Genomic DNA, 20,685 nt, shown 5'->3' on the forward strand with positions numbered 1-20,685 from the left:
CCACTTACCGGTGGCTCACGCCGGGACACCTAGGCTGGAGTCATCATGCGTACCCGGTTCCGGTGGTCGGCGCCGCTGGCCCTGCTCGCCTGCGGCGGCCTCGTGCTTTCCGGCTGTGCCCGGTTCGACGACACCACGGCCGAGCAGTCGTTCAGCCCCGCGCCTGCGCCGAGCCCGGAATCGCCGCCGCAGGTCCAGGACCCGGGGGACGATTCCGGCAAGGCCCCGGAGACCGGTCCGTCGCAGGGCTCGCCCACTCCAGTCCCGCCGCCGCAGGGGTGCAAGGACTTCGACAAGGCGGTCATCGCGACCTGCCTGGACACCGTCACCGCCGTCGCCGGTCTGCCGGGTGACGGATCCTCGCCGACCGCCCTCGCCGGCGAACGGAAAAGCGGCCGCGTCCTGCTCGCCACGTCCGGTCACGAAGCGGCACCGTTTGCGCAACTCGACGTACAGGCTGCCGGCGACGGCGGCCTGACCGGCCTCGCGCTTTCCCCGAGCTACGACGAGGACCAGCTGGTTTTCGCCTACGTCACCACGTCGACCGACAACCGTGTCGTCCGGTTCGCCAAGGGCCAGGCGCCGAAGCCGGTGCTGACCGGGATCCCGAAGGGCGCCACCGGCAACCGTGGCGCCATCGTCGGTGACGGTCGCGGTTCCCTTCTCGTCGCCACCGGTGATGCCGGCAACCCCGGCGCCGCGGCGGACCCGAAGTCGCTGGCGGGCAAGGTGCTGCGGATAGACACGTCGGGCAAGCCCGCGAACGGCAACCCCACCGCGGGCTCCGCCGTCTACGCCTCGGGCCTGCACGCCCCCGGCGGCCTCTGCGGTTCGGCCGACGGGAAACGCATGTGGGTGACCGACCAGCCCGGCACCGGCCCGGACTCGGTGTACCGCCTGCAGCCCGGCCAAACCCTCAGCACCCCCGCCTGGACCTGGCCGGACAAACCGGCCGTCGGCGGCTGCTCGGATTTCGTCGATGCGAACGGCACCCTCGCCGTCGCCTCGTCCACGGGACTGCAGAACGTCCCGGTCAACCCGGACGGCGCCGTCACCGGCAAACCGACGGTCAGCCTCGACGGCAAGGGCAACCCTCCCACGACCTACGGCCGCCTCGCCGGCATGAGCATGATCAGCCCCCAACTGGCCGTAACCGGCACCACCAACAAGGACGGCGGCAAACCGGTCTCCAGCGACGACCGGGTGGTCCTGATCGTCGTCACAGAGACCGGCGGTGGTCTCGGGAAGGACTGACCCACCGGTCGTTCGCCGCCGCCGGGTCCCCGTCCTACGTCCCCCGTCGTCGCTGGGCTTGGCCGCCAAGCCTTATCCCGCGTGCCCATCCGCTACTCGGCTTCGCACCGGGCCAGGTCCCGCGAACCCGTCACCGCTGGACCTCGCCGCCGGCCCCTGAGCAGGTATAACCGTCGCTACCGGACCTCGCCCCGTGACCTCGCCCCCGGTGACCTGTCCCTCGGACCCGTCACCGCAGGGCCTCGCCGCCGGGCACTGCCCGGTATAACCGCCGCTGGCCTTGGCCGGCGGACCCTGTCCCGCGGACTCGTCGCTGTTGGTCGGTAGTTGTCCCTTCAGATGACCATGCGGCCCGTGGTCACTGAGTGGCGACGCCGTCCGGCCGTCGCCGCCGCTGGCAGCACGACACCGAGGCGCCCTGACTTCCGGGCGACCAGCAGCAACGGATCATCGTTACCCCAGCGCCCATCAGCTCCGTCCAGCGGCGAATGCCCGGCACGACGTGCGCTCACCGCCGCTCAGTGGTGGGCGAACCGGCGCTGTCGTCGTTTCAGCGACGACGGCGGGACGCGCGGCTTTCGGCACGCGCTGCGCGGATGTCCACTATCGCGACCACGACCGAAACCAGTGTGCACAGCATCCCCAGGTACCGCCCGACCCCGGCGCTCACCGTGACACCGGCAGCTTCCAGGAATGCCCGCTGGTCGCTGTCGAAGACCCAGTCCACCGTCGACCAGCCAATGGCCATCAGCACCAACGCGGCTAGGCCGGCCACCAGCCACAGGTGCGGCAACCCGGACATCCGCGCCTTCCGCACCTGCCCGAAAACGACCACGACCAACCCGGCCACCAGCAAGACGACTGGCGGCAACCACGAAAACGGATCCGAATGCCACGCCGAACGCACGACATCGTCGTGCGGCAGTGAAGCGAATGCGTCTTTGACGTCAGGTGTCGCGGTGTCGGCGGTCAACACGGTCCACGGAAGGAACAACGTCCCGAAGGCGAGCAGCCCGGCCGCCAGGCCGAGCCACTCGCGCCACGTGACGCGCTTGGTCGAGAACGCCACTCAGGAGCCGACGCGCTCGATGATCAGCTCGCGTACGCGCTTGGCATCGGCTTGGCCTTTGGTCGCTTTCATGACCGCGCCGACGATCGCGCCCGCTGCGGCGACCTTGCCGCCGCGGATCTTGTCGGCGATGTCGGGTTGCGCGGCCAATGCCTCGTCGACAGCGGCGAGGAGCGCCGAATCGTCGGAAACGACCTTCAGCCCGCGCTTCTCCACCACCTCACGCGGCGAACCCTCGCCGGCCAGAACCCCTTGGACGACCTCCTTGGCGAGCTTGTTCGTCAGCTCACCGGAGGTGACGAGCGTGATCACCTCGGCCACCTGTGCCGGAGTGATCGGCAGCTCGGCGAGCTCCACCTCACGCGCGTTCGCCTCCTGCGCCAAGGTGTTCACCCACCAGCCGCGGGCCTCGTCCGGCGTCGCCCCGGCCTCGACCGTTGCCGCGACGAGGTCGACGGCACCGACGTTCAGCAGGTCCCGCAACGCCTCGTCGGAAAGCTTCCACTCCTGCTGGATCCGCTTTCGCCGCTCCCACGGCATTTCCGGCAGCGTCGCCCGCAGCTGCTCGACCCATTCGCGCGACGGCGCGATCGGCACGAGGTCTGGCTCGGGGAAGTACCGGTAGTCCTCTGCGGTTTCCTTGGCCCGTCCGGCGGCCGTGGTCCCGTCGGCCTCCTGGAAGTGCCGGGTCTCCTGGCGAATCGAGCCACCGTCGGCGAGGATCGCCGCCTGGCGCGTCATTTCGTAACGAACGGCCCGTTCGACGCTGCGCAGCGAGTTCACGTTCTTGGTCTCGGTGCGCGTGCCGAACTCCTCGGCGTCCTTCGCCATCAGCGAAATGTTCGCGTCGCACCGCACCGAACCCTGGTCCATCCGGACGTCGGACACACCGATTGCGCGCAGCAGGTCACGCAACGCTGTCACGTACGCGCGCGCCACCTCGGGCGCCCGCGCGCCGGTGCCGGTGATCGGCTTGGTGACGATCTCGATCAACGGCACGCCGGCGCGGTTGTAGTCGAGGAGCGAATGCTCGGCGCCGTGGATCCGGCCGGTCGCCCCACCGACGTGCAGCGACTTGCCGGTGTCCTCCTCCATGTGCGCGCGCTCGATCTCGACCCGCACGACCTCGCCGTCGTCGAGTGTGACGTCGAGGTAGCCGTCGAATGCGATCGGCTCGTCGTACTGGGAGGTCTGGAAGTTCTTCGGCATGTCCGGGTAGAAGTAGTTCTTCCGGGCGAAACGGCACCACTGCGCGATCTCGCAGTTGAGCGAGAGCCCGATCCGGATCGCGCCCTCCACGGCCTTGCCGTTCACCACCGGCAGCGAACCCGGCAGCCCGAGGCAGGTGGGGCACGTCTTCGTGTTCGGTTCGCCGCCGAACTCGTTCGCGCAGCCGCAGAACATCTTCGTCTTCGTGTTGAGCTCAACGTGGACCTCGAGCCCGAGCACGGGGTCGAACCGCTCGATGACCTCGGCGTAGTCCATCAACTCGGCCACGGCAGTCACTTCGTTCCTCCCAGCTCCGGAACCTGGTGCACGAGCGGGCCGCCGGCAGCAGCGTCCCGCGCGGCCTCGTACGCGGCACCGACCCGGTACAGCCGATCGTCGGCCAGCGCCGGTGCCATGATCTGCAGGCCGACCGGAAGGCCGTCGTCGCCGGACAGCCCGCTCGGCACGCTCATGGCAGCGTTGCCCGCGAGGTTCGACGGGATGGTGCACAGGTCGGCGAGGTACATCGCCATCGGGTCGTCCACACGCTCCCCGAGCTTGAACGCAGTGGTCGGCGTCGTCGGCGAGACGAGCACGTCGACCTTCTCGAACGCCGTGGTGAAGTCACGCGTGATGAGCGTGCGCACCTTCTGCGCGGAGCCGTAGTACGCGTCGTAGTAACCCGACGAGAGCGCGTACGTGCCCAGCATGATGCGGCGCTTCACTTCGGCGCCGAAGCCCTTTTCACGCGTGAGCGACATGACTTCTTCCGCACTGTGCGAACCGTCGTCGGCAACGCGGAGGCCGTAGCGCATGGCGTCGAACCGAGCGAGGTTGGATGACGCTTCGCTCGGCGCGATGAGGTAGTACGCAGGCAGCGCGTACGTGAAGTGCGGGCACGACACCTCGACGACTTCGGCACCGAGTGCGCGCAACTGCTCCACTGCGGCTTCGAAGGAACGCAACACGCCAGGCTGGTAGCCGTCGCCGCCGAATTCCTTCACCACGCCGACACGGACGCCCTTGAGGTCAGCGTTGGCACCTTCGCGTGCCGCGGCCACGACGGGCGGCACAGGCGCGTCGATGGACGTCGAGTCCATGACGTCGTACCCAGCGATCACTTCGTGCAGCAGCGCCGCGTCGAGCACCGTACGCGCACACGGTCCGGCTTGATCGAGCGAAGACGAGAAGGCGACGAGGCCGTAGCGCGAAACACCGCCGTACGTCGGCTTCACACCGACAGTGCCGGTGACAGAACCCGGCTGCCTGATCGAACCGCCAGTGTCGGTACCGATGGCAAGCGCCGCCTCGAACGCGGCGATGGACGCCGACGAGCCGCCTCCGGAACCACCGGGGATGCGCGCGTGGTCCCACGGGTTGTGCGTGGGACCGAACGCCGAGTTCTCCGTGGACGAGCCCATCGCGAATTCGTCCATGTTCGTCTTGCCGAGGATGACGACGCCCGCCTCGCGCAGCTTGCGCGTCACCGTCGCGTCGTACGGCGGAATCCAGCCCTCGAGCGTGCGGGAACCGCAGGTGGTCGGCACGCCCTCGGTGGTCAGCACGTCCTTCAGCGCCAACGGGACACCCGCCAGCGGTGACGCCGGCTGCTCCCCCGCCGCGAGCTTTTCGTCGACGGCCTTCGCCGCGCCCAGCGCGCCCTCGGTGTCGACGTGCAGGAACGCATGCACGTGGTCGTCCACGGCGGCGATGCGGTCCAGGTGCGCCTGCGCGACCTCGACCGCGGACACCTCACGCGCGTGGATCTTCGCCGCCAGCTCGGCGGCGGTCAGCTTGACGAGTTCACTCACTGTTCTTCCCCCAGAATCCGCGGCACCCGGAAACGGCCCTCCTCGGCGGCAGGCGCACTGGCCAGCGCCTGCTGCTGGGTGAAGCAGGGGCGGATCTCGTCCTCGCGGAAGACGTTCGTCAGCGGCACGGCATGCGAGGTCGGCGGGACGTCTTCCGCGGCGACCTCGCTCACCTTCGCCACCGAGTCCAGGATCTGGTCGAGCTGGCCTGCGAAGACGTCCAGCTCGTCATCGGTCACGGCCAGCCTGGCCAGCTTCGCGAGGTGCGCGACCTCGTCTCGGGAAATGTTGGGCACGCGGGTGACTCCCGGGGTGTGCTGTGCGGGTGCTCTCGGAAGCTGTAAGTCTATGGTGACGGCGTCGGACGGCTCGACCGGGTTATCCGGCGGCGGGCGCGGGGCAAGGCGTCCCGCCCGCCGGACGGCGAGCCGCGACGGGTACCCGGTCTGTCACAATCGGCGCCCGGCAAGACGCGTTCCACGGCAGGGCTGGAACGCCTGAGGCGAGAGGGGCGCGTGGTGTCGTTCCTGATCCGGGTCCAGCTTCCGGACTCCCCCGGCACCCTCGGCGCCGTCGCGAGCGCGCTCGGCACCGTCGGCGCCGACATCCTCAGCGTGGACGTGGTGGAACGCGGCGGCGGCCTCGCGATCGACGACCTCGTGGTGGAGCTGCCGTCCGGAAGGCTCCCGGACGCTCTGATCACCGCGGCGGAGAGCGTGGAGGGCGTCGAGGTGGACGCGGTCCGCCCGTATGCCGGGGTGCTCGACACGCATCGTGAGCTGGAGCTCGTCGAGGAAATCGCGGCTCAGCCGAAGGCTGGACTCGACCTGCTCGCCGAAGGTGTGCCGAAGATCATCCGAGCCGGCTGGGCGGTGATCCTGGAACACAGCGAGTCGGGCTCCCGCCGCCTCGCCTCGTCGAGCGCGGCACCGGAAAGCCCGTTCAACGAGCTGCCCTGGCTACCGCTGGAACGCGCCACCGTCCTCGACAGCGAGGAATCGTGGATCCCGGAGACCTGGAAGGAACTCGGTACCGAACTGGCCGCGACCCCCTTGGGCAAACCGGGCAAAGCTCTCCTGGTGGCACGTCCGGGCGGGCCGAACTTCCGCGCCGCCGAGGTCGCCCGCCTGGCCCACTTCGCGGGCATCGTCGCCGTCGTACTGGACGGCTGAACCAAACCCGGCAACTGCCGAACCGCAAGACCACCGAACCACCGACACCGAACCTCCGAGCGGCACCCACCGGTCCGCACGCACCCATGCGAGTCGAGCAGCTCGGACATCAGAAGCACACTCCGCGCGAACCACAGCGACCCCCTACCGGGCTTCCTTCCACCGCCGAAGCCGGAAGCACCGAAAACCGCACGGACCGCCCCGCCGAAGCTCGCCGCCGGACGCACCCGGTGGGGTTGGGGACACGCCCACGGTGGGCAGTCTTATGCCCACATAGCGTCGGCAGAATGCCTGGATCGGGCCCTTACCAAGCCTTCGCGGTCGCTACAACCAATCGTGGGCGGCGCCGGACGGGGAAGTGGATGGAACGGGCGCCAAGCGCGTCTTGACCAGTATCAAGACCATCGCTCAGGAAGGTTCGGCTGCCCGGCTCGACCTCGGTTTGCCTATGAACGGCCTGGGGTTTGCCCCTCAGGTAACGAGCACGCGGCAGGGCAACCACTGCGTCGGAACGAACTCGGCAGCGTCCGGCGTTGTCTTTCAGAGGACAATCCCGGGTCGGGCGACGGCCCGGATCAGCGGACCGCCCACCGTCCGCGGGCGACGGGATCCGCCGGCCGGGTAGCGGTCCGATAACCCCTCGACCACCGTCAGTCGGCCACCGCCAGTCGTCTGTCGGCCGCTGTCGGTCGTCCGTCGTCGGCTGGCTGCTGGCTGCTGGCTGCTGGCTGCTGGCTGCTGGCTGCGTACGGTCGCTCGTTGTGCGCAGGTCGTTGTGCGCAGGTCGTTGGCCGCGGTCCGCCTCTCGCCGTTCGCGGGCCGTTGTCCATAAAACGGCAAAACGGCCTGACCTGCGGGAACCCGCGTCTAGAGGTCGTATTCGTAGGCGATCAGGGTGACGTCCGGCTGCGGATGCCAGTCCCGCTCCGGCAGGCGACGGAAGCCGATCCGTTCGTACAGCCGGTGCGCCGTCCGCATCTGCTCGTGGCTGCTCAGCACGACCTTCGCTGCCCCCAGCTCGCGCCCCCGATCCAGCACGGCGCGGGTGAGCGCCTCGCCGATCCCGCGCCCACGTGCCTCGCCCGCCACCGCCAGCATCCGGAACTCCAGCTCCTCCGGACGGGAGATCTCGGCGTACTCGCTGCCCGGCCGCACCACGGTGACGGACCCGAGCACCCGGCCGCCCGAATCGACGGCCACGACCAGCTCCGCATGGTCCGCTCGGCGGGCCACGTCCCGAAGCACCGTCTCGTACCCCGCTTCGACCTCGAAGAACCCGTCCAGCCGGTACGCCTCCACCGTCACGTCGCCGATGGCCGTGAAATCCTCCGGCCGCGCCGACCGGACCCGGAATTCAGCCATTTTCCTCCTCGGTTCCCGATTCCTCGTCCGCGCCAGTGTCGAGCGCCAGCTCTGCCGCGGCGTCCGGACCGCGTTGCAGCAGCGCCCGGAACCCGTTCTCGTCCAGCACCGGCACCTTCAGCTGCACGGCCTTGTCGTACTTCGATCCGGGCGAGTCTCCGACGACCACGAATGCGGTCTTCTTCGACACCGATCCCGCCGCCTTGCCTCCGCGGGCCATGATGACTTCCTTGGCTTCGTCACGCGAGAAGCCCTCGAGCGAGCCGGTGACGACGATCGACAGGCCCTCCAGATGCCGCGGCACGGAGTCGTCACGCTCCTCCTCCATCCGCACCCCGGCACGTCGCCATTTTTCGACGATTTCCCGGTGCCATCCGACCTCGAACCACTCCTGCACGGCGTGCGCAATGGTCGGTCCGACACCGTCGACGTCCGCAAGTTCCTCCTCATCCGCGTCCTCGATCCGCTGCAGCGAACCGAATTCCCGCGCGAGCGCCTGCGCAGCCGTGGGACCGACGTGCCGGATCGACAACGCGACGATCACCTTCCACAACGGTCGATCCTTCGCGGATTCGAGGTTGGCCAGCAGTTTCCGCGCGTTCGCCGAGAGGTCTCCTGCCTTGGTGCGGAACAACTCCACTTCGGCGAGCGACTCTTCGTCGAGTCCGAACACGTCGCCCTCATCGGCGACCACGCGGGCGTCGAGCAACGCGACGGCGGCCTCGTAACCGAGCACCTCGATGTCGAACGCACCGCGCCCGGACAGGTGGAAGAGCCGCTCCCGCAGCTGCGCAGGACAGAATCGCGTGTTGGGACAACGGATATCCTTGTCGCCCTCCTTCTGGTAGGCGAGTTCCGTACCGCATTCCGGGCAGTGCGTGGGCATGACGAATTCGCGTTCGTCCCCCGTCCGCGCGTCGACGACCGGGCCCAGCACCTCAGGGATGACGTCGCCCGCTTTGCGGATCACGATGCGATCGCCGACCAGCACGCCCTTGCGTTTGACCTCTTCCTGGTTGTGCAACGTCGCGCGCGCGACGGTGGACCCCGCGACCTTGACCGGTTCGGTGACCGCGAACGGCGTGACCCGGCCGGTACGCCCGACACCGACCTGGATGTCGAGCAACGTCGTGATCGCCTCTTCCGGCGGGTACTTGTACGCGATCGCCCACCGTGGCGCCCGTGACGTGCTGCCGAGGCGACGCTGGAGGCTGACCTGGTCGACCTTGATCACCACGCCGTCGATCTCGTGCTCCGCGTCGTGCCGATGTTCACCCCAGTAGGTGATGTGGTCGGTGAGCTCCTTCGCCGTGTGCAGGACCCGGGTGTGCGGCGACACCGGAAGGCCCCACGCCGCCAACGCGTCGTAAGCGTGCGATTGGGTGGCCGGTTCGAAGCCTTCTCGCTTGCCGAATCCGTGGCAGATCAGGCGCAGCCTGCGCTGTTTGGTGATCTTCGGATCCTTCTGCCGCAACGAACCGGCGGCCGTGTTGCGGGGATTCGCGTACGGCGGTTTGCCCGCCTCGACCATCTTCGCGTTGAGCTCGAGGAAGTCCTCGACGCGGAAGAAGACCTCGCCGCGCACCTCCACGAGCTTCGGCACCGGGAATTCGGCCGTACCGGTGAGCCGATCGGGTACCTGCTCCAGCGTGCGGATGTTGAGCGTGACGTCCTCGCCGGTGCGACCGTCACCGCGAGTGAGGCCCCTGGTCAGTTTGCCGTTCTCGTACAGGAGGTTGATGGCCAGCCCGTCGATCTTCAGCTCCGCCAGGTAATCGGTGGCCCCGATCTCCTTCTCGACGCGCTCGACCCAGGTGCGGAACTCGTCCTCGTCGAACACGTTGTCCAGGCTCAGCATGCGTTCGAGGTGGTCGTACGCGGTGAACTCGGTGGAGAACGTGCCGCCGACGTTCTGCGTCGGCGAATCGGGCGTGACCAGCGCCGGGTGCTCGTCCTCGATGGCCTGCAGGTCGGCGAGGAGCGCGTCGAACTGGCCGTCGGAGACGATCGGCGAGTCCAGCACGTAGTACCGGAACTGGTGGCCTCGGATCTCCTCGGCAAGGGCGCCGTGGCGCTCGCGGACGGCGGCCGGCAGATCGGTCACGTCCTTGGCGGCCTCCGGGGCCGCCGGGTCTTGGGGAAGGTCGGTGCTGCTCACGGGTGGTGAGCCTAGTCGGAGGCACCGACACTTTCGTCCGGTCGCTCCGGCAACGTGCGGACCAGCTCGCGGAACTCCAGCAAGCCGATGGTGCCTTCCGGCTCGGTTTCGGCCGTCTCGACCCGCCGCAGCCGCTCGGCGGCGACCCGCTCACCCAGCGTGGCGTCGAGCGGGAGGAAGGTCATCGCGGTGCGGGCCGCCTCGTCGAGATCCGCGAACACCGGGTGGTGCACGGCCACGTCGACCACGTCGTCGTTCACCTGGGCGACAACCCGGATCTCGGCGAGCGAGATCTGGTGCTCTCCGAGGTTCACCGTCACCTCGGTCGGGTCGGGGACCGGCGGCACCGAGTCGTGGTACTCCCAAATCGCGTCGTCCGGTGGCGCAGCGGCCTTCCAGGCGTCGGTGTACGGACGCAGTTCCGGATCTTCCTGACCACTGAGCACGAGGGCGTAAATCGCCTGGCGCCCGCGCTCGAGCGAGAAGTGCAGCCGCGGGTGCAACGCCTCCACCAGCGTGCACAGGTCGTGCTCGACGCGATTCGGCTCCCGGTCCCCGAGCGCCGCGCTGACCTCGGGAAGCAGCTCGTACCAGCCCTCCCAGAACGTGGTCGCGGCATCCGCGACGTCGGCGGGCACCGGCTGCTCGGGCCAAGGCGTACGTGGATCCGGCGGCGCGGCATCGACATCGGCTGCGGTGCCGGGCTCCGTACGACGACGACGGAACAGGCGCATGACTTCCGAACTCCCCCTCGTGTGTCTCCCACCCGCCACGTTACCCGTACCGCAGTGGCCGGATCAGCGGATCACCAGCTCTCAGGTGGCTCCAGGAACGCTTTGCCCAGGTCTCGGCTGAGGGCGAGCGCGCGGCGCAACCACTCGTTCGTGGCACCGGCCAGGCCGCACGCAGGGGTCGGCACGGCTCGCTCGGTGAGGATCGAACGGTCGAAACCCAACCGGTCCACCAGGTTGAGCGCAGGTGCCGCGAGGTCCTTCAACGTCGGCTGCGCCGCCGGATCCGTCGCCGGCACCAGGCCGAGGAAAAGCGACGTGCCGCCGTCCCAGGCTTCGCCGATCTCGTCGAGCAGCGCCGCCGGAGCTCCGGCCAGCCGGCCGAGGTCGAAGGCGATCGCGCCGGCACCGGCTGCCCGCAGCAGCGCGATCGGCGGACGTGCCGCGCAGCAGTGCACGACGACGGGTTGGCCGGTGCTCCTGCCGATGCGGTCGATGATCGAGGTGAGCAGCTCGCGGACCTCCGGCTCGGGCACCGCCGGAACGGTTCCGTATCCCGACGGCGTCGACAGCTTCCCCGCCAGCACGGCCGGAAGGGACGGCTCGTCGAGTTGGACGACAACGGGCGCTCCGGTCCTGGCCGTCAGCTCGTCGACGTGCTGAGCAAGGCCGTCGAGCAGCGACTCGGTGAAATCGCGCAGCGCTCCCCGGTCGGTCAGCACCCGATGCCCGCGCGCGAGCTCGATCCCGGCGCCGAGCGTCCACGGGCCCGCGATCTGGGTCTTGACAACCGGCGGCGAGCCGGTGTTCTCCCGTGCTTGCTGTACCGCGTCGAGATCCCATTGCAGCAGGTCACGCCCGCGGCGGTGCTCGTGACCCGGCCGGTCGGCGACACGGTACCCACTGGGCACGACGTCGATCGCGAGGTCCACGAGCAACGCGGCGGTGCGGCCGATGATGTCCGCGCCGACGCCACGGGCCGGCAGCTCCGGCAGGTGCGGGAAGCCCGGCAGCTCCCCGAAGACGACGGCAGCCGCCTCGACCGGATCCGTCCCCGGCATGGAACCGATCGCCGTTGCCGCGCCCGCAGGCCAAGCTCGTTCAGTCACGGCCGGATTGTCTCCGAACCGGCCACCGTCCGCCGCACCGCCCCTGTCTCCGGATCCCTCCCGAGGATCGTGCGATAGCCGGACATTCGCCGCATATCCCTTTGCCAGCACCGATTTCGCGGCGTTCCCGATACCCTGGACCCTCATGACCAGCTCTGCGCCACCACCCGGCAGACCCCGCGGCGCACCAGTTCCGCCATCACGCGAGGGCGCCGAACACGGGGTTCCCCGACGACGGCCCTCGGGCCGCGCGTTCGGGCGCACTCTTTTCACCGAGCCGGTGCTGGTCGTCACCCGCCGCACCGAGCCGGACGTCGTCGCCTCGGACGACTACGGCGTGTTCGATCGTCAGGGCCACGAACTCGGCAGCGTGGCAGACGTCAGCCAAGGATTCCTGCACCGAGCGGCCCGTCTGCTGCCGAAATACGACCAGTACGTCACCCGCAGGTTCGAGGTCCGGGACGCGAACCACAGCACGGTGCTGAGGATGACGAGACCGGCCAAGGACCCGCGAACCCGCTTTGTCGTCTCCCGATCCGACGAAACCCCGATCGGCGAGATCGTCCCCCACGGCGACAACCGCTTCACCCTGATTGCCGAGGAACAGACGATCGCCGCTGTCCACACGCCGAGCCGGCCCGGCTGGGACGCCGTGATCAGCGACCGGGCAGGCACCGAGATCGCCCGGATCGGCCGCCGGGCTGCTGAGGTTTCACCGATCGGCGGCGACACCTACGTCGTCGAGATACCGAAGCAACTCCCCGAACCGCTGGCCAGCATGGTTCTCGCCACCGCACTCACCATCGAGACCGCGCTCACCCGCTAGGCCTCTTGCGCACGTGACCGGCATCTCACGCCGGCCAGGTGGACACGAGGTCGAATACGGCCCAATGTGAGGAAAAGTCCGGGACGTCGGAGTCCCGCCTGTACGGAGGTCGGCGTGGAACTCTTGCCCGATGGCAGCAATCCGAACTGGGCCGAGCCCGGCGTCTACGAGGTGGCCTCAGGCGTGTACCGGATCCCCTTGCCGCTGCCGAACGACGCGCTTCGCGCCGTCAACGTCTACGCCGTCACCGATGGTTCGAACCTCGTTCTCGTCGACTCCGGCTGGGCACTCGACGAAGCCCGCCGGCTGCTGACCGACGCGCTGAAGGCCATCGGCGCGGAACTCGGCGACGTCCAGGAATTCTTGGTCACCCACGTGCATCGCGACCACTACACCCAGGCAGTCGTTCTTCGGCGCGAATTCGGCAACAAGATCTCCCTCGGCAAGCTCGAGGAGCCGTCGCTGAAGGCGTCCGCCGATCCCGACAGCTTCCCGATGCAGGCCCAGATCGACCTCCTTCGCCGAAGCGGAGGCGACGAAGTCGTCGCGGCACTGGGCCGGATGTTCGGTCCGGACCCCCGCCACACCGAGGCACACCTCTGGGAAGAGCCCGACGAGTGGCTGTCCCCCGGACGCCGGAGCGTGTTACCTGGCCGCCAGTTCGATGTGATCCACACTCCCGGCCACACCAACGGTCACGTCGTCTTCCTCGACGACAACGCCGGTCTGTTGTTCTCCGGCGACCACGTCCTTCCGCACATCACCCCGTCGATCGGCTTCCAACCCGTTCCCACCGAGTTGCCGCTCGACGACTACCTCGGCTCGCTCCGCCTGGTGCGTGACATGCCGGATCAGCGGATGCTGCCGGCGCACGGCCCGGTGACCGACAGCGTGCACGCCCGGATCGACGAACTTCTCGAGCACCACCGGCAGCGTCTCGAGACGATGGCCGCCCAGGTCGACGCCGGCGCCAGCACCGCGTTCGCGACGGCGACCCGCCTGGGCTGGACACGCCGAGGACGGAAACTGTCCGAAATGGACGCCTTCAACCAGACTCTCGCCGTCCTGGAAACCGGCGCGCACCTGGACCTACTGGCTTCGCAGGGCAAACTAGCGGCCGAAGAGGTCGATGGCGTACGCCACTACCGGACCACGTAGCCGCACCGGCAAGCATTCGCTCAGGGATACTGACCTGCGTGTCTGGACTCACCGTCAGAAAAGCTCGCCGCACCGACGTCGAAGCGATCGTGCAAATGCTCGCCGACGACCAACTCGGCGCCACCCGTGACTCCGGCGAGGATCTCACTCCCTACCTGCACGCGTTCGGGGCCATCGACCAGGACCCGAATCAGCTGCTCGTCGTAGCGGTCTCGAACGGAGCGCCCATCGCAACGTTGCAGCTGACGTTCATTCCCGGGCTCGCCCGACGGGGAACTCTCCGCGGACAGATCGAAGCCGTGCGCGTGCACCGCGACCACCGGGGCACGGGCTTGGGGAGCCGACTGATCCAGTGGGCCATCGAGGAATCACGCAGCCACGGCTGCTCCCTCGTCCAGCTCACCTCGGACACGACACGAACCGATGCACACAGATTCTACGAACGACTCGGCTTCGTCGCGAGCCACACGGGTTTCAAGCTGCACCTCTGACTCTCCCGCTGCACCTCTGCGCCTCGCAGGCTCCTCCTGGCAAACACTGACTTCATCGCTGTCCAGCACACCAAACGTTCAGGAATTTCGACGACGTTCCCGAAGGCGAAGTTCCCCTCTGCCCACGCAATTCATCAAGATCGAGCCGGCATAACGTCGAACAGATGAACTGCGGGCGACCTGAGGCACTTCGTCGTGCAGCTCGCGAAGTGGGAGGACGCCCGCGTCATCGCGGTGGCATGAGGCACATCAGTCTTTTCCGCGTGAGCTCGGTGTCGAACAGTTCATCGACTAAACCAAGAGTCGCCCCCGACGACGTCGCACGCGACGTCGATCTCTGCCTCGATACCGTCGACAGTCGCGACAACAGTCGTCTCCTGCACACGCTCAAGCGCGGCAGCACGTTGTACCCGGTGTACTTCGGAAAATTCGACCCCGAAGACACCGCGCGACTAGGCGTGACGGTCTCGGGAACTCAGGTGCGCGCGAGCGGCCCGCAACTAGCAGAATTTGGACCTTTACTCGACGAGGGCACCGTTCGCCTGGCCATAGACAGCACGTTTCCGCTCGTGGATGCCGGAAGGGCGCACGCACGGGCCGCCCGTGGTCACATTCAAGGCAAGATCGTGCTCACGGTCGCATGAAATGACACGTCCACGCCGCCACTTCGAGAATCGACCTCGCAGGAACACCCACCCGTGACGACGCCAGCAGCCTGAAGCCCTGACGGTGACGCGGTCGATCCCATCCGCGCCGCGCCGACGCCTTTCGCGCCTTACCACCTGACGTGCCCGAGCGACCGCTTTTCTCCGACTGCAAACCGGCTCCTTCACCCGATGACCGAGCGAAGCAAAGTTCGATCCGAAGAAAACCGTGACGCTCAGTCGGAAATCTCCACCTAACTGCAACCCCAGCAGGACATAGATCGCCCCCTTCCAGACCGACACGATCTAGTGACGCTGGAAAGCGCCCTGCCCGAAGACGCCACCGGACATTCACGTTCGTCGAACAGATCGATGATAACCCGCCCATGGGACACTGCAACTTTCCACATCTTACAAGGTGCAGTGGATGCACAGCGATCAGCGACAAGTACAACCTGGTCAATGTCGTCTTCCACAGCGCGAAGCAGGTGCAGCTCTCGCACGGATCTGACACCGAAGAATGCCAGCGGGCGGCTCCTCAAGACTCTACCCACTCGAACCAGAAATCACCACGGCCGTGTCGACGCCCTGAGGCAGGGACGGTACGAGAGTCCCCATCGCACAAAATTTTCCTGACTGTGCACGTGCGGATGCGTATTGTGACCTTCATGAGCAACTCAACCGCGTCGGCGGACCACGCCGACGAACCGAACCTTCCCAACGAGACCGTCGATCTGTCGTTACTGCTGCGTGCAATGCATGCAGATCTCGGAATTTTCCGGCGCCTGCGGCCAGAACAACTGATGGCCGTCATCAAGGAGTCGAGCGCAGAGATCGCGCGGCTGCAAGCGCTCCAGCTGCATTGCCTGGCGGGCATGCGAAGACGAAGATCCGACGCACGCGAGCTGGCTTCCGAACTTGCGCTCACGCTGCACATCACAGACAACCGGGCCGGCGCGATGATCGTCGCCGCCGAAGCCTTGGCCGAGCGCCTACCCCGGACGTTTCGCCTGATGGACCGCGGTCAGCTGGACATGTACCGCGCGATGAAAGTCACCGATGGTACGAGTTGGCTGTCCGATCACAACGCGCGAATCGTCGATGTTCTGCTTGAGAACCGCCTTGCCAACAAGAACCCGACCCAGATCCGGAGGGCAACCGCCTACGCCGCAATGAAAATCGACTCGGCCGGGGCAACGAACAGGACGAGCCAGCGACGTGCCGAACGTCGCGTCGTGCTTCACCACCAGGCCGAGGGCATCTCGCAGCTGTCTGTGGACAACACCTCCACGGACAAGGCGAATGCGGCATATTCGCGGATCGACAGGATCGCCAGGGCACTCAAGAACGGCGATGAAAAACGTACGCTCGACCAGTTGCGCGCTGACGTAGCGCTCGACCTGCTGCTCAGTGGCAAGGGTGGTGCTGCCGGGAAGGTCGAGGTTTTCCTCTACCTCGACCTCGAAACCTACCTGGGGCTCAACGACAATCCGGCCGAGCTGGCTGGGCATGGTCACATTCCGGCGGAACTGGCCCGTCACATCGCCACCGGTCCGGACACGACTCTGCGCCGGGTGATCACGGACCCCCTCACCGGCCAAGTCATCGAGGTAGGCAAGTTCCGGTACCGCCCCAGTGTCGATGTCGAGGAGTTCGTGCGGGTTCGCGACCGCGAATGCCGGCAGCCGGGTTGCCCGAGGCCCGCGCAGAACTGCGTCACCGAATCGACTGGCTCCTCCGCAACGGACGCCGACTCGACGCTGAGCTACTGTATTCGCCACCGGCGGCTGAAAGACCGGGCTGATTGGCAATACCAAGTCCTGGGTGATGGCCGACTCGCCATCACCACACCGACCGGTCAGAAAGTCGAGGCCATGCCGCCACCGCTGCATGAGCCACGTCCGAGACCGGAACATCCGGGTGAAGAACGACTGGGAGCTTAGTCCGTCGACTCACCGTGTCCGGCAAATCTTCGCGCTGCCCAGCACGATATCTCCAGCTTCGTCATCTCGCCGATAAAGGACAACGACCTGCCCCGGCGCAACGCCACGTAATGGCTCTCGCAGCTGGATCACAACTCGGCCGTCATCGTCGGCTTCGGCAACGGCTTCAGCAATGCCACCGTGTGCGCGTACCTGAACAGTGCACTCGGTCGGCCCTTGCAGCATCTTGCCGCTGGGCCAGATCGCCCGATCCGCGTCGATGCCCTGCACATCGAGGCCTGACGACGAGCCAACCTTGACCGTGCCAGAAACAGGCTCCAACGAAAGGACATACCGCGGTCGCCCGTCAGCGGCCGGCGCATCGACCCCGAGGCCTTTCCGTTGCCCGACGGTAAACCCGTGTACGCCAGTGTGACGCCCGAGCACCGCACCTGTCTCCGCGTCGACCAACTCGCCTGGGCGCTCGCCGAGACGCTTCTCCAGGAAGTTCTTCGTGTCGCCGTCCGGGATGAAGCAGATGTCGTGACTGTCCGGCTTCTGCGCCACGGACAAGCCACGTTGCTCAGCTTCCGCACGCACATCGGACTTCCAGGAGTCGCCCAAGGGGAACATCGCGTGGCTCAGCTGTTCCGGCGTCAATGAAGCAAGTACGTACGACTGATCTTTGCCCTCGTCGGCACTCCGCCGCAGTTCCAGATCGCCCGCCACGGTGGCGAGTCGGGCGTAATGGCCCGTAGCCACAGCATCGAAGCCGAGGGCCATGGCCTTTTCGAGAAGAGCCTCGAACTTGATCTTCTCGTTACAGGTCACGCAAGGGTTCGGCGTACGCCCTGCGGCATACTCGCCGACGAAGGTCTCGACGACCTCTTCGGTGAAGCGCTCTGCAAAGTCCCAGATGTAGAACGGGATCCCGAGGATGTCGGCCGCGCGCCGCGCATCGTGAGAGTCTTCGATCGTGCAACAGCCCCGGGCTCCGGTCCGCAAGGTGCCGGGTTGAGCGGAAAGGGCCAAGTGCACGCCGACGACATCGTGCCCGGCGTCCACCGCACGTGCGGCCGCGACGGCCGAATCGACTCCGCCACTCATGGCGGCCAGTACTCGCATCCCCTACACCTCTTGCTTCTGCGTCTGCTTGCGCATGCCCGCGAGGCCGGCTTGTCGAGCGCGGGTAACCACACCGCCGATCTCGCGCGCGAGCGTGTTCACGTCCTCCGATGTGGACGTGTGCCCCAGAGAAAACCGGAGCGAGCCACGTGCTGCCGCGGCGTCTGCGCCCATTGCCAGTAGGACGTGGCTAGGCTGGGCGACGCCCGCGGTGCACGCCGAGCCTGTGGAGCACTCGATTCCCTTGGCGTCCAAGAGCATCAGCAGGCTGTCGCCCGCGCAGCCCGGGAAAGTGAAGTGGGCGTGGGTGGGCAGACGTTCACCGATTCGGCCGTTGAGGATCGCGTCGGGGACCTCACGGAGAACGACGTCGACGAGTTCGTCTCGGAGTTTCTCGACGCGGATCGCGTATTCGCCGCGGCCGCTGACGCTCGCGTGGATGGCCGCGGCGAAGCTGACGATGGCGGGCACGTCCAAGGTGCCGGAGCGGACGCTGCGTTCCTGGCCGCCGCCGTGCAGGACTGGGACACAGGAGGTGTCGCGGCCGAGCAGCAGGGCGCCGACGCCGTAGGGGCCGCCCAGTTTGTGCCCGGTCAAGGTGAGGGCGGCGGCACCGCTGGCGGCGAAGTCGACCGGGATTGTGCCGACTGCCTGGACAGCGTCCGTGTGCAGGGGGATCTCGTGCTCGTTGCATACCGCCGCCAGAGCGGCGATCGGATTGACGGTGCCGACCTCGTTGTTTGCCCACATCACAGTGGCCAGTGCGACGGTTTCCGGCTTTGGGCCGATCGCGGTGCGGAGGGTTTCGGGGGCGACGCGGCCTTGCTCATCGACCTCGAGCCAGGTGATCTCGGCGCCGGCGTGTTCCTCGAGCCATTCGACGGTGTCCAGGACAGCGTGGTGCTCGACCGTGCTGCACAGGATGCGGCGGCGCGCGGGATCTTCGGCGTTGCGGGCCCAGTAGACACCCTTGATCGCGAGGTTGTCACTCTCCGTGCCACCGCCGGTGAAGATGACTTCGGACGGCCGGGCGCCTGCGGCGGTCGCGATGATCTCGCGTGATTCCTCGACTGCCCGGCGGGCACGGCGGCCCGAGGAATGCAACGCTGAGGCGTTGCCAACGGTGGGCAAAGCCTCGGTCATCGCCGCCACGGCTTCGGGCAGCATCGGAGTGGTCGCCGCATGGTCAAGATAGGTCATCGCCCCATCAGGGTAGACCGCTCCGAGCGGTGACGGAGTCCACCCCGACGGGTGGAGTGGCCTGTCACACGCGCTTCGGCCACCTGCTCGTGATACGCACACCGGTCAACGCGAGCAGGGCGAGGACGAAACTGAAAAGTCCCATCGCGGGAGCCGGCTGGGTTGCCGACGCGACGACGGCCAACAGGACCCCGCCGAGGCCGATGAGCAGGGCTGACCCGACCCAATCTGCGAGCTGCATCGCGGAGGTGTTGTACCCCCGTTCGCCTTCCGGTGAGTACCGGAGCAGGAGAACCGAGATCGCGGGCATGGCGACCCCCATGCCCGCGCCGCCTATCGCGCAGACCACGCAGGCCATCCATCCCGGGAACCAGGACTGAGCAACAAAGCCGAAGCCGACCAGGCTGACCGCGACCAGGGCGAACCCGGTCCGCAATGACGCTTCGCGGGACCAATCGAGGAAACGTCCCTGGAGCGTGGAGCCGGTGGACCAGCCGATGGCGGTGATGGTCAGAGGCAAGCCGGCGAGGGCGGGGCTGTAGCCGTGCACGGCAGTCATGGTCAAAGGCAGATAGGCCTCCATACCGGCATAGGCGCCGGACAGCAGGGCGCGTGAAGCGACCACAGTGGGGAGGCCAGGTCGGGCAGTCATGGTGCCGGTAGGAAGAAGCCTCCGCAGGGCGACGGCCAGGGCCACCAGGCCGCCTGCGCCGTAGGCAATGGCGAGCGGGGACGGGTGCTGCGCCGCCCAGCTGAGGGCTGCGACGCCAAAAGCAGCGACCACCGCTGCGACAACACCCGCCCGACGTCCCGCGCGCGGCGGCATGTGGGCAGGCAGGCGGCGGGTGATCAGGATCAAGAGCGCGAAGCCCACGGCCACCAGCGGGACGAGTCCGAGGAACACCCACCGCCAGCCGATGGTAACCGTGACCAGGCCGGATACCGACGGACCGACGACCGCCGGCAGGACCCAGGCCGCAGCGTTCGCGGCGTAGATCACCGGGCGTTCGCGATCGGTGAAGACCAGCGCGATCAGCAGGGAAACGGCCACCAGCAGGAAGCCCGAGCCGAAGCCTTGGAGCGCGCGACCGGCGAGAAACACAGGCATACTGCCCGCGGTGCCGGCTACGAGAAGGCCGGCGACGAACAGCGCAGGACCAGCCAGCAGAGCCGGCGCGGGGCCGCGCCGGTCGCCTATCCGGCCGGATAGCACTGTGGCCACGACGCTGGCCACGAGGAACGTCGTGAACGGCCACGAGTAAAGCGCGAGGCCGTGCAATTCGGCCACCAACGTCGGCATCGCGGTGGCGACACCCATGTTCTCGAAGGCGACAAGTGTGACCACGAGCAGCAGGCCGACGGTCACCAGACGGTGCTCACGGCTCCACAGGACGCTTCTGCGCGGCTGGGCTTCGACGGTCCGGCTCATGCTCGTGAGCGTGCA

At 67.6% G+C, this 20,685-nt stretch carries 18 protein-coding genes; 7 read left to right on the forward strand and 11 right to left on the reverse strand.

The genetic code is table 11. The features are described from left to right. The first annotated feature begins 45 nt into the window (after nucleotides 1-45). Nucleotides 46-1,254: a PQQ-dependent sugar dehydrogenase gene (locus ABD793_RS34505; protein WP_344867494.1), complete on the forward strand. Its 1,209-nt coding sequence runs from the start codon at nucleotides 46-48 to the stop codon at nucleotides 1,252-1,254. Between the two features lie 550 nt (nucleotides 1,255-1,804). Here ABD793_RS34505 and ABD793_RS34510 read toward each other — a convergent pair. From ABD793_RS34510 to gatC, 4 genes are read right to left on the reverse strand one after another with little or no spacing between them, the layout of a single operon-like run. Beyond that, the gene (locus tag ABD793_RS34510; protein ID WP_344867495.1) at nucleotides 1,805-2,323 is read right to left on the reverse strand and encodes a hypothetical protein; all 519 of its coding nucleotides are present in this window, start codon (nucleotides 2,321-2,323) and stop codon (nucleotides 1,805-1,807) included. Further along, the gene (gene gatB, locus ABD793_RS34515) at nucleotides 2,324-3,829 is read right to left on the reverse strand and encodes an Asp-tRNA(Asn)/Glu-tRNA(Gln) amidotransferase subunit GatB (protein WP_344867496.1); all 1,506 of its coding nucleotides are present in this window, start codon (nucleotides 3,827-3,829) and stop codon (nucleotides 2,324-2,326) included. It lies immediately after the preceding gene. Further along, on the reverse strand, nucleotides 3,826-5,343 hold the full coding sequence (gene gatA / locus ABD793_RS34520) for an Asp-tRNA(Asn)/Glu-tRNA(Gln) amidotransferase subunit GatA (protein ID WP_344867497.1): 1,518 nt from the start codon (nucleotides 5,341-5,343) through the stop codon (nucleotides 3,826-3,828). The genes gatB and gatA overlap by 4 nt, the downstream gene beginning before the upstream one ends. Then, nucleotides 5,340-5,639, reverse strand: a complete 300-nt coding sequence (gatC, locus tag ABD793_RS34525; protein ID WP_344867498.1) for an Asp-tRNA(Asn)/Glu-tRNA(Gln) amidotransferase subunit GatC — start codon at nucleotides 5,637-5,639, stop codon at nucleotides 5,340-5,342. The genes gatA and gatC overlap by 4 nt, the downstream gene beginning before the upstream one ends. A gap of 222 nt (nucleotides 5,640-5,861) precedes the next feature. Here gatC and ABD793_RS34530 point away from each other — a divergent pair, with 222 nt between their 5' ends. Beyond that, on the forward strand, nucleotides 5,862-6,515 hold the full coding sequence (locus ABD793_RS34530; protein ID WP_344867499.1) for an ACT domain-containing protein: 654 nt from the start codon (nucleotides 5,862-5,864) through the stop codon (nucleotides 6,513-6,515). A gap of 867 nt (nucleotides 6,516-7,382) precedes the next feature. Here ABD793_RS34530 and ABD793_RS34535 read toward each other — a convergent pair. The 4 genes from ABD793_RS34535 to ABD793_RS34550 all read right to left on the reverse strand — a co-directional run bounded on the left by ABD793_RS34535 (nucleotide 7,383) and on the right by ABD793_RS34550 (nucleotide 11,875). Next, nucleotides 7,383-7,877 (reverse strand): GNAT family N-acetyltransferase, encoded by a 495-nt coding sequence (locus ABD793_RS34535; protein ID WP_344867500.1) that lies wholly within the window; start codon nucleotides 7,875-7,877, stop codon nucleotides 7,383-7,385. Next, nucleotides 7,870-10,035: an NAD-dependent DNA ligase LigA gene (gene ligA, locus ABD793_RS34540; protein ID WP_344867501.1), complete on the reverse strand. Its 2,166-nt coding sequence runs from the start codon at nucleotides 10,033-10,035 to the stop codon at nucleotides 7,870-7,872. The genes ABD793_RS34535 and ligA overlap by 8 nt, the downstream gene beginning before the upstream one ends. Before the next feature lie 11 nt (nucleotides 10,036-10,046). Then, nucleotides 10,047-10,769: a hypothetical protein gene (locus tag ABD793_RS34545; protein ID WP_344867503.1), complete on the reverse strand. Its 723-nt coding sequence runs from the start codon at nucleotides 10,767-10,769 to the stop codon at nucleotides 10,047-10,049. A gap of 71 nt (nucleotides 10,770-10,840) precedes the next feature. Further along, nucleotides 10,841-11,875, reverse strand: coding sequence for a methionine synthase (locus ABD793_RS34550; protein WP_344867504.1), 1,035 nt, complete (start codon nucleotides 11,873-11,875; stop codon nucleotides 10,841-10,843). A 145-nt stretch (nucleotides 11,876-12,020) separates the two neighbouring features. Here ABD793_RS34550 and ABD793_RS34555 point away from each other — a divergent pair, with 145 nt between their 5' ends. The 5 genes from ABD793_RS34555 to ABD793_RS34575 all read left to right on the forward strand — a co-directional run bounded on the left by ABD793_RS34555 (nucleotide 12,021) and on the right by ABD793_RS34575 (nucleotide 16,937). Continuing rightward, nucleotides 12,021-12,701, forward strand: a complete 681-nt coding sequence (locus ABD793_RS34555; protein ID WP_344867505.1) for an LURP-one-related/scramblase family protein — start codon at nucleotides 12,021-12,023, stop codon at nucleotides 12,699-12,701. A gap of 114 nt (nucleotides 12,702-12,815) precedes the next feature. Then, on the forward strand, nucleotides 12,816-13,859 hold the full coding sequence (locus tag ABD793_RS34560) for an MBL fold metallo-hydrolase (protein ID WP_344867506.1): 1,044 nt from the start codon (nucleotides 12,816-12,818) through the stop codon (nucleotides 13,857-13,859). 95 nt (nucleotides 13,860-13,954) lie between these two features. Continuing rightward, nucleotides 13,955-14,350 (forward strand): GNAT family N-acetyltransferase, encoded by a 396-nt coding sequence (locus ABD793_RS34565; RefSeq protein ID WP_425548821.1) that lies wholly within the window; start codon nucleotides 13,955-13,957, stop codon nucleotides 14,348-14,350. 263 nt (nucleotides 14,351-14,613) lie between these two features. After that, the gene (locus tag ABD793_RS34570) at nucleotides 14,614-14,994 is read left to right on the forward strand and encodes a zinc-binding dehydrogenase (protein WP_344867509.1); all 381 of its coding nucleotides are present in this window, start codon (nucleotides 14,614-14,616) and stop codon (nucleotides 14,992-14,994) included. 668 nt (nucleotides 14,995-15,662) lie between these two features. Continuing rightward, complete coding sequence (locus tag ABD793_RS34575; protein WP_344867510.1) at nucleotides 15,663-16,937, forward strand: DUF222 domain-containing protein; 1,275 nt, start codon at nucleotides 15,663-15,665, stop codon at nucleotides 16,935-16,937. 9 nt (nucleotides 16,938-16,946) lie between these two features. On the opposite strand, the gene mnmA is transcribed toward ABD793_RS34575, so the two are convergent. The 3 genes from mnmA to ABD793_RS34590 form a co-directional block, all read right to left on the reverse strand. Further along, nucleotides 16,947-18,041: a tRNA 2-thiouridine(34) synthase MnmA gene (mnmA, locus tag ABD793_RS34580; protein ID WP_344867511.1), complete on the reverse strand. Its 1,095-nt coding sequence runs from the start codon at nucleotides 18,039-18,041 to the stop codon at nucleotides 16,947-16,949. 3 nt (nucleotides 18,042-18,044) lie between these two features. Beyond that, nucleotides 18,045-19,241, reverse strand: coding sequence for a cysteine desulfurase family protein (locus tag ABD793_RS34585; protein ID WP_344867512.1), 1,197 nt, complete (start codon nucleotides 19,239-19,241; stop codon nucleotides 18,045-18,047). A 64-nt stretch (nucleotides 19,242-19,305) separates the two neighbouring features. Then, on the reverse strand, nucleotides 19,306-20,670 hold the full coding sequence (locus tag ABD793_RS34590) for an MFS transporter (protein ID WP_344867514.1): 1,365 nt from the start codon (nucleotides 20,668-20,670) through the stop codon (nucleotides 19,306-19,308). Between the last annotated feature and the right edge of the window lie 15 nt (nucleotides 20,671-20,685).

Source organism: Amycolatopsis ultiminotia (assembly GCF_039536925.1).
GTDB classification, from domain to species: Bacteria; Actinomycetota; Actinomycetes; order Mycobacteriales; family Pseudonocardiaceae; genus Amycolatopsis; species Amycolatopsis ultiminotia.